This window comes from Methyloversatilis sp. NSM2 (assembly GCF_038066675.1).
In the GTDB taxonomy this organism is placed as follows: domain Bacteria; phylum Pseudomonadota; class Gammaproteobacteria; order Burkholderiales; family Rhodocyclaceae; genus Methyloversatilis; species Methyloversatilis discipulorum_A.
Map to the genome: position 1 here is coordinate 17,934 of NZ_JBBUKV010000013.1, position 12,514 is coordinate 30,447.

The following is a 12,514-nucleotide window of genomic DNA, read 5'->3' on the forward strand; positions in this document are numbered from 1 at the left end:
ACTACTCCTCGCGGAGCAGGTTCGAAATCTGATGTTCGTCGAGACCAGCGTCTCGCAAGACCGTCTCGAATGACACCTTCTCAGGGGCCGTTGGCTTGACAGTCGACTTCTTAGCGCGGACTGCTGAGACCATCGGAGGAAGCGTGAGATACGAGAGAAGCGTCTCTGTCGATGTTTTCAACGCCTCCGCCACAGTCGAGGCCATGCGTCGGGGTAAGGTCGTTACGTCAATTCGACGTTCGCGGAATGCAAGACCAACTTGCAACGGCAGGGCAAGTGCATCGAACGCCTGTGTGAAGGTCTTCGCCGGAGCGGCTTGAAGGGCCTCCAGGGACACACTGCTCTCGCGAAGCCGTTCCATCCGTGAGGAAACGAGAGCTACTTCCGCGGCGCTTGGCGGATCGTCGTCGTCAATCTCACGAGAAAGTTCTCTGGAAAGATCGACCAACGCGATTGCGTACTCAGGGTACTTTGCAAGGTAGCGCTGAAGGACTCCTGCGCCAGGTTCAAAGTCCATGGCAAAGGCCCTGAGGACGTCTTCTGCCGGGATTGCGTGATTTCTGGTCATCACAGCCTCCCCTTGCTCTCGAGACGACGACGCAACGATGCGAAGGCCTTATCCCGGTGCGTAGCGATGGTCTTCGGGGTCTTGCCCAGCACTTCGCTGATAGAGCTGACTGAGGGGTCGCTCGACTCGATGGGGACTTCCTGGCGCAGCATCACGACGATCCTCCTTTGGAATTCAGGCAGGTTGTCAATCGCTTCATCGAGGAGCAACCAGTAATTTTTTTCGTCGAGCGCGTCGGCGTTGAATGGGTCGTACTCGCCCATGGCCTCGTGGACATGCTCGGGCACATCATCATCGTTCGTGCCAAGCTCCTCTGACCGATTCTCGTGCTTCCAATGGCGGTCGCTTGCGTCGTAGCGATCACCTGCGACGGCCGAGTTAAAGTTGACTTCGTAGAAATCGAGACGCTCCTCGTACTCCAACCGGTCGCAGAGCAGCAGGTCAACGAAGCGGTCGACGACTTCCTCCTGGATATTCTTCTCGGTCAACGACGCGACGGCCCCGCCCGACCTGGAAGTCGGCCTGGCCAGCCGAACAACGCGGTCAAGAAGCGTTTGTGTGAGCTTGTCGCGGTGAGCGCCGGCAGGCGCGTTACGGATGAAGTACAGCAGTGCCTCAGACGATACAAAGCCTGGCGCACTACTTTTCATTGCAGCAGCGCGTGCCTCCAACTCCTGAGGGCTGGTGGCGGCTAGATCGACTAGCTCTGCTTCAACTAACTCGCGACGGCAATAGCGAACGCCGTCAAGGGTGTACTTGCGGAGGGGGCGTGACACGACTATTCCTCTATATCGTGCGCGGAGGCTCTTCTGTGAGCTCTCCCAATTTAACTAGAGGGGCACCGGTCTCCGCCTATTTGGAGCCAGCTAGAAGCACTTCCGAGCCCAACCTCTCACGCCATGTCTGGCGCCGCAGTCCCCTCCAGGAATCTTTCAACAACTGCGTCAGCAATATTTCACTTACCTGACACGGATCTCACTATCCGTGTCACCCGACAAAACTCACACATCAATATTCCGCGCATTCAGCGCATTGCTCTCGATGAATGCCCTGCGCGGTTCGACGTTGTCGCCCATCAGCGTGGTGAAGATTTCGTCGGCGGCGATGGCGTCGTCGATCTGCACTTTCAGCAGGCGGCGCACGGTGGGGTCCATCGTGGTTTCCCACAGCTGCTCGGGGTTCATCTCGCCCAGGCCCTTGTAGCGCTGCTTGCCGAGGTTGCGTTCGACTTCGTTCAGCAGCCAGCGGGCGGCTTCGGAGAAGGTCTTCACTTCCTGTGACTTCTCGCCGCGCTTGACGGTGGCGCCTTCGCCGATCAGGCCGGCGACCAGTTCGGCGGCGTGGCGGATGCGCTGGTAGTCGCCGGACAGCAGGAATTCGACGTCGACGTGGCCGACCTTGCGGTTGCCGTGGTGCATGCGCTCGACGCGCAGCTGCCAGCTTTCGGTCTTGTCGTTGTACTCGGCGGCCAGCGTGACATTGGCCGGCAGCGACTGCGTGAGGCGGGCGGCGCTGGCGCGGGCGGCGGCTTCGTCGGCCAGGTCGAGCGCGATGTTGTGTTCGAGCAGGGTGCGCAGCAGCTCGCCGTCGGCGTATTCGGCCAGGCGTTCGACGATGGCTTCGGCGGTGAGGTATTCGCGCGCCATCTCTTCGAAGGCGCTGCCGGACAGCGGTTCGGCGCCGGCGCGCGGCAGCAGGCTGGCGTCGTCGAAGGCGAGCTTGAGCAGGTACTGGTTCAGTTCGTGGTCGTCCTTCACGTACAGCTCGGTGCGGCCGTGCTTGATCTTGTACAGCGGCGGCTGGGCGATGTAGATGTGGCCGCCTTCAACCAGCTCGGGCATCTGGCGGTAGAAGAAGGTGAGCAGCAGGGTGCGGATGTGGGCGCCGTCGACGTCGGCGTCGGTCATGATGATGATGCGGTGGTAGCGCAGCTTTTCCGGCTTGTACTCGTCCTTGCCGATGCCGGTGCCCAGCGTCTGGATCAGCGTGACGATTTCCTGGCTGGAAATGAGCTTGTCGAAGCGCGCCTTCTCGACGTTCAGGATCTTGCCCTTGAGCGGCAGGATGGCCTGGAACTTCCGGTCGCGGCCCTGCTTGGCGGAGCCGCCTGCGGAGTCACCCTCGACCAGGTAGAGCTCGGCCTTGGCCGGGTCCTTCTCCTGGCAGTCGGCGAGCTTGCCCGACAGGCCGAAGGAGTCGAGCACGCCCTTGCGTCGGGTCATGTCGCGCGCCTTGCGGGCGGCGTCGCGCGCACGCGCGGCCTCGACGATCTTGCCGCAGATGGTCTTGGCGTCGTTCGGGCGCTCGAGCAGGAAGTCGGCGAGCTTCTGCGCCACCACTTCTTCCACCGCCGGGCGCGCTTCCGACGACACCAGCTTCATCTTGGTCTGCGACGCGAACTTCGGATCCGGCATCTTCACCGACAGCACGCAGGCCAGGCCTTCGCGCATGTCATCGCCGGTGATGTCGACCTTGGCCTTCTTCGCGATCTCGTTTTCTTCGATGTACTTGTTGATGATGCGGGTCATCGCCGCACGCAGGCCGGTCAGGTGGGTGCCACCGTCGGACTGCGGAATGTTGTTGGTGAAGCACAGCACCTGTTCGGCATAGCTGTCGTTCCACTGCATCGCCACTTCGACGTCGATCTGCACGCCGTTCAGCACCGACGAGCCGGCGCTGTAGAACACGTTGGGGTGCAGCACCGTCTTGTTGCGGTTGATGTAATCGACGAAGCCCTTCACGCCGCCGGCGAAGGCGAAGTCCTCTTCCTTGGCGTTGCGCTGATCGATCAGCTTGATCTTGACGCCGTTGTTCAGGAACGAGAGCTCGCGCAGGCGCTTGGCCAGGATGTCGTAGTGGAATTCGATGTTCTCGAAAATCGTTTCGTCGGCGAGGAAGTGCACTTCGGTGCCGCGCTTCTCGGTCGGGCCGATCACTTTCAGCGGCGACACCTCGACGCCGTTCTGCACTTCGATCTGACGATCGAGCGGCACGCCGCGTTCGAATTCGATGAAGTGCTTCTGACCGTCGCGGCGCACGGTGAGGCGCAACCACTTCGACAGTGCGTTCACGCAGCTCACGCCGACGCCGTGCAGACCGCCGGACACCTTGTACGAGTTCTGGTTGAACTTGCCGCCCGCGTGCAGCTCGGTCAGCGCGATTTCGGCGGCCGAACGCTTGGGCTCGTGCTTGTCGTCGAACTTGATGCCGGTCGGGATGCCGCGACCGTTGTCGGTGACCGAGATCGAGTTGTCGGTGTGGATGGTGATGACGATGTCGTCGCAGTGGCCAGCCAGCGCCTCGTCGATCGAGTTGTCGACCACTTCGAACACCAGGTGGTGCAGACCGGTGCCGTCCGAGGTGTCGCCGATGTACATGCCCGGCCGCTTGCGGACGGCTTCCAGACCTTCGAGGATCTGGATGCTGCCTTCGCCGTAAGCGTCAGGGTTGGGTGTATTCGGGCTCTGTGCTTCGTCAGACATGGCGTATTCCGGTGCTGCGCACACTGTGCGCGGGGTCCATCAAAAAAGCATAAAGCCCGGCGCGCAGGCCGGGCGGTCGTGCGGGCAGGGCGGCTTACACGCGCATCGGCATCACGACGTACTTGAAGGCGTCGGTGCCGGGCAGCGTGATCAGCGCGCTGCTGTTGCCGTCGTTGAGCTTGAGGCTCAGCGTGTCGCCGCCGACGTTGTTCAGCACGTCGAGCAGGTAGCTCACGTTGAAACCGATGTCGAGGCCGTCGCCGTCGTATTCGACTTCGAGCTCTTCCACCGCCTCTTCCTGCTCGGCGTTGCTGGAGATGAGCTTCAGCGTGCCGGCCGACAGCACGACGCGCACGCCCTTGAACTTCTCGTTGGTCAGGATGGCGGCACGCTGCAGTGCGGGCAGAAAGGTCGAGCGCTGCAGCATCAGTTCCTTCGGATGGTCCTTCGGGATGACGCGCTCGTAGTCGGGGAACTTGCCGTCGATCAGCTTGGTGATCAGCTCGACCGCGCCGAAGCGCAGGCGGGCCTGGTTCGAACCCAGTTCGATATCGACCGGGTCGTCGATATCGGCCAGCTGACGGGCCAGTTCGAGCACGGTCTTGCGCGGCAGGATGACGTCGAGCTTGTCGGTCACGCCGGGCATCGCTTCCGACACGTAGGCCAGACGGTGACCGTCGGTGGCGACCAGACGCAGTTCCTCGTTGCCGACCGACAGCAGCAGGCCGTTCAGGTAGTAGCGGATGTCCTGCTGGGCCATCGAGTACTGCACCAGCGACAGCAGACGCTTCAGCTTTTTCTGCGACAGGCTGAGCTTGACGGTTTCGCCGTCGGCCAGCTGCATGCGCGGGTAGTCCTGCGCCGGCAGGGTCTGCAGCGTGAAGCGGCTCTTGCCGGCACGCACGGTGAGCTTGCGGTCGTCGGCGTCGAGGCTGACTTCCTGGCCTTCGGGCAGCGCACGCAGGATGTCCTGCAGCTTGCGGGCGGCGACGGTCAGGGCCGCCGGCTGGGCGCCGCTGATGCTGCCGGTCGAGCGGGTGCGGATCTGGATCTCGATGTCGGTGGCGAGCAGGGTGAGCGCATCGCCCTCGGTTTCGATCAGGACGTTGGACAGGATGGGCAGGGTGTGACGCTTCTCGACGATGCCGCTGACCGACTGCAGCGGTCGCAGCAGCTGTTCGCGTTCTATCTTCATTAAGAGCATTTTATAAACCTCTGTAAACCGTTAACGTCGACCGATTTCTGTGGAGAACATCAAAAAAACAATGAACTTCAATGACCTGCAGTATGTATCGTTGTCTGTATAAGGGCCCGGTCAACGCATGAACAAATGTGGGTGAAAGTCGACCAGGTGGAAAAAGCCCTGGTTATCCACAGCGTTCATACAGATTTGCCGGCCTGTTTATCCATACAGCTTCAACAGCTTCTGCACCGACCCCTTTTTACTTGCGCAGCGTCTGCGTCAGTACGTGCAGGTCATGGTTCAGCACTTCGTCCTTCAGGCGCAGGTCGGCGATCGTGCGGCAGGCGTGCAGCACGGTCGTATGGTCGCGGCCGCCGAAGGATTCGCCGATGGCCGGATAGCTCTCCGGCGTCAGTTCCTTGGCCAGCCACATCGCCACCTGCCGCGGCCGCGCGATCGCGCGCGTCCGCTTCTTCGAATACATCTCCGACACCTTGATCTTGTAGTAGTCGGATACGGTCTTCTGGATGAACTCCAGCGTGATCTGCCGGTTGTGCGCACCGAGCAGGTCCTTCAGCGCCTCACGCGCCACTTCGAGCGAGATCGGCAGCGTATGGAAGTGGGCGAAGGCGATCACCTTCTTCAGCGCCCCTTCGAGCTCGCGCACGTTGCTGCGGATGTTCTTGGCGATCAGGAAGGCGACGTCCTCGCCCACCTTCACCCGTTCCATCTCGGCCTTCTTCTTCAGGATGGCCACCCGCATTTCCAGCTCGGGCGGCTCGATCTGCACCGTCAGGCCCCAGCCGAAGCGCGTCGTCAGGCGTTCCTCGACGCCCTGGATGTTCTTCGGATAGGTGTCACAGGTGATGACGATCTGCTTCTTCGCATCGGTCAGCGCATTGAAGGCGTAGAAGAACTCTTCCTGCGTGCGCGTCTTGTTGTTGAAGAACTGGATGTCGTCGATCAGCAGCACGTCGAGCGAGCGGTAGTAGCGCTTGAAGGCGTCGAAGCTCTTCTGCTGATAGGCGCGCACCACGTCGGCGTAGTAGTCGTCGGCATGCACATAGCGGATGACCGCATCCGGATTGTGCTTCATCACCTCGTTGCCGAGCGCATGCACCAGGTGGGTCTTGCCCAGGCCCACACCGCCATAGATGAAGATGGGGTTGTAGGACATGCCCGGATTCTGCGCGACCTGTATCGCGGCGGCGCGGGCCAGTTCGTTGGCGCGGCCGGTGACCAGATTGTCGAAGGTGAAGCCCGGGTTAAGACGTGAACGGTCGCGTTCGCTCCCGTTGTTGCCGGCAGACGGACGGACGATGAGTGCCGGCGCTGCGACGCGCGTGCTGTCGGGCTCGCCGGCGGCGCGCAGTGCGGCACGCGCCGGACGTTCGCCGTCGTTGTCGGCCGGCGTGCCATTGCGGGCGGCGACCATCGGGGTGTCGTCGGCGGCTGCGGCCTTCGTTGCCGGGTCGGGCAGGCTGAGCCTGACCGACAGCGGCTGGGAGAAATACTCCAGCCCCAGTGCTTCGATACGCGCCAGATAGCGCTCGCGGACCCACTGCAGAACGAACCGGTTCGGCGCGACCAGCGCCAGCGAATCGTCGTCGCTCTGACCGATGCGCAGACCCTTGATCCAGGTCTGATACTGCTGTGCGGGGAGTTCCTGTTCGAAGCGGCTGAGGCAGACTTCCCAAAACTGTTGCATCATGGTCTGCGTGGTCGCCGGGTCGATGTCGTGAGGTTGCGGGACAGCGTAGCGGGATGCGTCCTGACCCCGGATTTGATGCGCGTGGACCGATGCATGATCGGGGGCGCCGGGTCGGAGCAGCTTTATGTGCTGTTTTTAGGGGATCGATTCTAGCGACTTCAGGCCCTCTTATCCACCGCCGAGGCGGTGACGCATACCCGCAAGGCAGGCCGGCTTGGCGCTCGTTTCGCGCTGTGATCACGTATTCACGCCAGCGAAATATTTTTTCGGCGCGCTGTCTGGACATCGGCGTGAGGCCTGGCGGCGATTGACAGGCGACCTCTTTTGCGCTGTAATCGCGCGTTTTCGCCAATACACAGTGAGCAGGCCATGAAGCGTACTTATCAGCCGTCGAAGATCCGCCGCGCCCGCACCCACGGTTTCCTCGAGCGCATGCGCACCCGCGGTGGTCGTGCAGTCATTCGCGCCCGTCGTGCCAAGGGCCGTGCCCGTCTGGCAGTCTGACGCAGACAGCAGTTTTTCCGGCCGGTTGGCAGGGGAACCCCCCAAGGTGAACCCCGAGACACGGCCCGGAATGCAGATCGCCGCGCAGCCCGCCGGTCGCTTTGCTTTCCGACCTGAATACAGGCTCAGAAAAACGGATGAGTTCTCATCCGTTTTTGCTTTGCGGCGTACCCAGCGCAGTCGACATTTCGTGATCCATCACGGTCCGTCCGGCTGCGATGGCGCTCGTCTGGGCGTCGTGATCGCGAAGCGCTTCCTGAAGCGGGCGAATACCCGCAATCTGGTCAAGCGCCTGGCGCGCGAAGCTTTCCGCCACATGCGTCCGGAACTCAAGCCGCTCGACATCATCCTGCGCCTGAACGCCCGGCCGGCCGTGCTCGACCGCCGTCTGTTGCGCGAAGAGATCGACGCGCTGCTTGGCCGCGTGCGACGTGCCGCAGCGCCTGCCGCGGAGACCGGACGATGAAATCCCTGCTGCTCGGACTGATTGCGGTCTACCGTTACGCCATCAGCCCGATGCTCGGCCGCAACTGTCGTTTCATGCCGAGCTGTTCCGAATACGCCAGCGAAGCCATCCACCGCCACGGCAGCGTGCGCGGCGGCTGGCTCGCGCTGCGCCGCGTGCTGCGCTGTCATCCATGGAATCCGGGCGGTTACGACCCGGTGCCCTGAGCACGCGCACCCTCAATTACTTTCAAGACGATTCCGACGATGGATACCCAACGCTCCGCCCTGTTGATCGTTTTCCTGTTTTCGCTGTTCATGTTGTGGGACGGCTGGCAGCGCTTCAACCAGCCGCCGGCCGCACCGGCCGTGGCCACCGACGCGACGGCTGCACAGTCGGCCGGCGCCCAGGCGCCGGTGCCTACGGTGAGCAGCGCCGCCGCACCGTCCGACGTACCGCAGACGACGGCTGTCGCGCAGACCGCCGCCGCGCGCGTCGTGACCGATCTGTTCATCGCTGACGTGTCGGCGGAGGGCGGCTCCATCATCCGCCTCGAACTGCTCAAGCATCACGCCGGTCCCGAGTCCGAAGGCAATTTCGTGCTGCTGGACAACGGTGGCGCCAATCTTTACCACGCACAGAGTGGCCTGATCGGCGACGGCATGCCGACGCACAAGACGGTGTATCAGCTTCCCGAGGGCGAGCTGAAGCTGGCCGACGGACAGGACAAGGTCGAGCTGCGCATGACGGCCGCCGGTCCGGACGGTGTGGCGGTGACCAAGGTGCTTACCTTCAACCGCGGCAGCTACCGCATCGACACCCGTTTCGAGATCGCCAACAACGGCAGCGCGCCGGTCGCAGCCCACGCCTATTTCCAGCTGCTGCGCGACGGCAAGGCGGTGTCGGCCGGCACCAGCATGCTGAGCACCTTCACCGGCCCGGCCTTCTATACCGAAGCGGGCAAGTACCAGAAGGTCGATTTCAGCGACATCGACAAGGGCAAGGCCAAGTTCGTCACCAAGGCGCCGGACGGCTGGGTGGCGCTGGTGCAGCACTATTTCGTCAGCACCTTCGTACCGGCTGCAGGGGTCGAGCGCGAGTTCTTCGCGAAGAAGGTCGGTGACAACCTGTATACGGCCGGCGTCATCGTGCCGGTTCAGCCGGCCGCAGCCGGTGCGACCTCGACCGTCGAGGTGCCGCTGTACGCCGGCCCGCAGATCCAGTCCAACCTCGACGCAATGGCGCCGGGTCTGGATCACGTGGTCGATTACGGCTGGCTGAAGATCATCGCCTCGCCGATGCACTGGGTGCTGGAAAAACTGTACGCGCTGGTCGGCAACTGGGGTTGGGCCATCATCCTGCTGACCATCCTGATCAAGGCCATCTTCTTCCCGCTGTCGGCTGCGAGCTACAAGTCGATGGCCAAGCTGCGCCTGGTCACGCCGCGCATGCAGCAGATCAAGGAGCGCCACGGCAACGACCGCGTGCGCATGCAGCAGGAAATGATGGAGCTGTACAAGACCGAGAAGATCAATCCGCTCGGCGGCTGCCTGCCCATCCTGATCCAGATTCCGGTGTTCATCGCGCTGTACTGGGTGCTGCTGGGCAGCGTCGAAATGCGCAACGCACCGTGGATAGGCTGGATCACCGACCTGTCGATCAAGGATCCGTACTTCGTGCTGCCCATCATCATGGGTGTGACGATGTTCGTGCAGACCAAGCTGAACCCGACGCCGCCGGACCCGATCCAGGCCAAGGTGATGCTGTTCCTGCCGGTCGTCTTCACCGGTATGTTCCTGTTCTTCCCGGCCGGTCTGGTGCTGTACTGGACGGTGAACAACATCCTGTCGATCGCCCAGCAGTGGCAGATCACGCGCATGATCGAGAGCGGGAAGACAGCCAAGGCCTGACCATCGCCTGACTGACTGAAGGCTTTACTGCGGCGAGGGCGCCGCTCCCGCGGGATTCCGGCGATGATGGCCGGATCGATGCGGGGGCGGCGCCCTCGTCACGACAGCACCCTGAAAACCTGACCTGACCGATCGCCATGTCCGCTCGCCCGACCGACACCATTGCCGCCATCGCCACCGCACCGGGTCGCGGCGGCATCGGTGTGGTCAGGGTGTCCGGGCAGGGCGCTGCGGCGGTCGCCCGCGGCATGCTCGGTCGCCTGCCCGAGGCGCGACACGCGACCTTCGCGAAATTCGTCGCGGCGGACGGTGCGCTCATCGATCACGGCATCGCGCTGTGGTTCGAGGCGCCGGCGTCCTACACCGGCGAACACGTGCTCGAACTGCACGGCCACGGTGGAACGGCGGTACTGCAGGCGGTGCTCGCACGCTGCTTCGAACTGGGGGCGCGGCCGGCGCGACCAGGTGAATTCACCGAACGCGCATTCCTTAACGATCGCATCGACCTTGCGCAAGCCGAGGCGGTGGCCGATCTGATTGAGGCAACGACGACGTCGGCGGCACGTTCGGCGATGCGCTCGCTCGATGGCGAGTTTTCCCGCCACGTGCACGCGCTCGAGGATGCGCTGGTCAATCTGCGCATGTTCGTCGAGGCGACGCTGGACTTCCCGGAAGAGGATGTCGAATTCCTCGAACAGGCCGGCGCACGCAACAAGCTGGCCGAGGTCATGTCGGCGCTCACGGCCTTGCGCGAGCGCGCCCGCTGTGGCGCGGTGTTGCGCGAAGGGCTGACCGTCGTACTGGCCGGTGCGCCCAATGTGGGCAAGTCCAGCCTGCTCAACGCGCTGGCCGGTGAGGACCGCGCCATCGTCACCGACATCGCCGGCACCACCCGGGACACCTTGCGCGAGCTGGTCGCCATCGACGGCGTACCGGTGCATGTGATCGACACCGCCGGACTGCGAGAGACCGACGACCCGGTGGAGCAGGCGGGCATCGCCCGCACCCGGCGCGAACTCGAACGCGCGCACGCGGTGGTGCATCTGGTCGACGCGCGCAGCGGCTTCGACGCCGAAGCGCAGGCGATAGACGCTGCGCTGCCGGCGGGTCTTCCGCGCATCCGTGTGTTCAACAAGATCGATCTGAGCGGCGAGCAGGCGAGGGCGGAGGAACACGCCGGCGTCCTGACAGTATGGCTGTCGGTGCGCGTCGGCGAGGGCCTGGATCTGCTGCGGCGCGCGCTGCTCGATCGCGTGGCCTGGCACGGCGGCGCCGAGGACGCGTTGGCCGCTCGCACCCGCCACCTGCACGCGCTCGACAGGGCGGTCGAGCATCTGGATATGGCGGCGCGCTGCATTGCCGGCAAGGTGCTGCAGCTCGATCTGTTCGCCGAGGAACTGAGGCTGGCGCACCGCGCGCTGGGGGAGATCACCGGCGAGTTCACGCCGGACGATTTGCTCGGCGAAATCTTCTCGCGCTTCTGTATCGGCAAGTGATGAGGATGTTTCACGTGAAACATCGCAAGGAGGCGTTGTGCTGACCGAACTGGCGATCCTGTGCGCCGGCGCCTTCTTCGCCGGCCTGGTCGACGCCATGGTCGGTGGTGGGGGTCTTGTACAGGTACCGCTGCTGTTCAACGTCTTTCCGGGTACTGCGCCGGCCACGCTGTTCGGCACCAACAAGGCGGTCAGCATTGTCGGTACGACCTTCGCCGCGCGCCGCTATCTAGGCCGGGTAGAGATGGACTGGAAGGTGTTGTGGCGCGCAGCGCTTGCCGCCTTCGTCGCGTCGTTCGCCGGTGCGGCGGCGGTCGGCATGTTCCCGCCGCAAATGCTGAGGCCGGTCGTGATCGTGCTGCTGGTTGCGGTACTTGCCTACACTCTGAAGAAGAAGGACTTCGGCGTGATCCGTGCCGAGGCGGCGGCGCATCGCCCGAAACCCATACTTGCGCTGGTACTCGGTGCGCTCATCGGTTTCTACGATGGCTTCTTCGGACCAGGTACCGGCAGCTTCCTGATCTTCCTGTTCGTGCGCTGTTACGCCTGGGATTTCCTGCGCGCATCGGCGGCGGCCAAGGTCGTAAACGTCAGCACCAACCTTGCTGCGCTCGCCTGGTTCGTACCGGTCGGCGCCATCATGGTGAAGGTGGCGGCGGCGATGGCGCTTGCCAATCTCGCGGGCGCCTGGGTCGGTGCCCACCTCGCCATAAAAAACGGCGCAGCTTTCGTGCGCCGTGTATTCATCGTCGTCGTGTCGATACTGATCGCGCGACTGATGTGGGACACCTTCGTCGGATGAACGTCGTGATGTTCCACGTGGAACATCACGACCATCAGAAGCCGATACGCACCGGCGGAAGGATGATGGTCACGCCGTCGTGGTGACGGTAGTGCGGGCGTGGCGCGTAGCCGTAATAGGGCGCGGGAGCATAGACCGGCGCCGGATAGTAGCCGTAGCGCACGCTCGGGCCGTGATAGTGATGGTGGTGATGGTGCCGATCGCGGTGCTTCCAGTGACCACCATGCTTGTGATGGTGACCGCCGTGATAGCCGTGACGTCGATGATCGTCACGATCCGCCATCGCGTTGCCGCTGAAGGCCAGCGTCAGTGCAGCCAGTGCAGTGCCAAGCGCTTTCATGATCATTCTCGTGTGGGGAACACGCTGCAAGCCTAGATTGCAGAAACGCTTTGTGCGGTAAGCAACTGTAAGT

At 63.2% G+C, this 12,514-nt stretch carries 12 protein-coding genes; 6 read left to right on the forward strand and 6 right to left on the reverse strand.

The genetic code is table 11. The features are described 5' to 3' along the window. Position 1 precedes the first annotated feature (1 nt). From WJU27_RS16915 to dnaA, 5 genes are all read right to left on the reverse strand, one after another. Positions 2 to 568, reverse strand: coding sequence for a hypothetical protein (locus WJU27_RS16915; RefSeq protein WP_341422845.1), 567 nt, complete (start codon positions 566 to 568; stop codon positions 2 to 4). Continuing rightward, entirely contained in the window at positions 568 to 1,344 is a 777-nt protein-coding gene (locus WJU27_RS16920; RefSeq protein ID WP_341422847.1) for a hypothetical protein, read from the reverse strand. The genes WJU27_RS16915 and WJU27_RS16920 overlap by 1 nt, the downstream gene beginning before the upstream one ends. 225 nt (positions 1,345 to 1,569) lie before the next feature. After that, positions 1,570 to 4,050 carry a DNA topoisomerase (ATP-hydrolyzing) subunit B gene (gyrB, locus tag WJU27_RS16925; protein ID WP_304014191.1) on the reverse strand — a complete coding sequence of 827 codons (2,481 nt, stop codon included), beginning with the start codon at positions 4,048 to 4,050 and terminating at the stop codon, positions 1,570 to 1,572. Between the two features lie 94 nt (positions 4,051 to 4,144). Continuing rightward, positions 4,145 to 5,245, reverse strand: a complete 1,101-nt coding sequence (dnaN, locus tag WJU27_RS16930; protein WP_020162794.1) for a DNA polymerase III subunit beta — start codon at positions 5,243 to 5,245, stop codon at positions 4,145 to 4,147. 247 nt (positions 5,246 to 5,492) lie between these two features. Beyond that, positions 5,493 to 6,941 carry a chromosomal replication initiator protein DnaA gene (gene dnaA, locus WJU27_RS16935; protein WP_304004345.1) on the reverse strand — a complete coding sequence of 483 codons (1,449 nt, stop codon included), beginning with the start codon at positions 6,939 to 6,941 and terminating at the stop codon, positions 5,493 to 5,495. A gap of 372 nt (positions 6,942 to 7,313) precedes the next feature. Between dnaA and rpmH the strand changes: the two genes are divergently transcribed. The 6 genes from rpmH (at position 7,314) to WJU27_RS16965 (ending at position 12,101) form a co-directional block, all read left to right on the forward strand. Continuing rightward, a complete protein-coding gene (gene rpmH, locus WJU27_RS16940) occupies positions 7,314 to 7,448 on the forward strand; it encodes a 50S ribosomal protein L34 (RefSeq protein ID WP_019916069.1) in 135 nt (44 codons plus the stop codon). 70 nt (positions 7,449 to 7,518) lie between these two features. Continuing rightward, positions 7,519 to 7,914, forward strand: a complete 396-nt coding sequence (gene rnpA, locus WJU27_RS16945; RefSeq protein WP_296813429.1) for a ribonuclease P protein component — start codon at positions 7,519 to 7,521, stop codon at positions 7,912 to 7,914. Beyond that, the gene (gene yidD / locus WJU27_RS16950; protein ID WP_019916071.1) at positions 7,911 to 8,120 is read left to right on the forward strand and encodes a membrane protein insertion efficiency factor YidD; all 210 of its coding nucleotides are present in this window, start codon (positions 7,911 to 7,913) and stop codon (positions 8,118 to 8,120) included. The genes rnpA and yidD overlap by 4 nt, the downstream gene beginning before the upstream one ends. Before the next feature lie 39 nt (positions 8,121 to 8,159). Next, a complete protein-coding gene (gene yidC / locus WJU27_RS16955) occupies positions 8,160 to 9,803 on the forward strand; it encodes a membrane protein insertase YidC (protein ID WP_341422848.1) in 1,644 nt (547 codons plus the stop codon). A gap of 137 nt (positions 9,804 to 9,940) precedes the next feature. Beyond that, positions 9,941 to 11,299, forward strand: coding sequence for a tRNA uridine-5-carboxymethylaminomethyl(34) synthesis GTPase MnmE (gene mnmE, locus WJU27_RS16960; RefSeq protein ID WP_341422849.1), 1,359 nt, complete (start codon positions 9,941 to 9,943; stop codon positions 11,297 to 11,299). 37 nt (positions 11,300 to 11,336) lie between these two features. Beyond that, positions 11,337 to 12,101 (forward strand): sulfite exporter TauE/SafE family protein, encoded by a 765-nt coding sequence (locus tag WJU27_RS16965; protein ID WP_304004338.1) that lies wholly within the window; start codon positions 11,337 to 11,339, stop codon positions 12,099 to 12,101. A 34-nt stretch (positions 12,102 to 12,135) separates the two neighbouring features. Here WJU27_RS16965 and WJU27_RS16970 read toward each other — a convergent pair whose 3' ends face one another. Then, on the reverse strand, positions 12,136 to 12,441 hold the full coding sequence (locus WJU27_RS16970) for a hypothetical protein (RefSeq protein ID WP_198291407.1): 306 nt from the start codon (positions 12,439 to 12,441) through the stop codon (positions 12,136 to 12,138). Between the last annotated feature and the right edge of the window lie 73 nt (positions 12,442 to 12,514).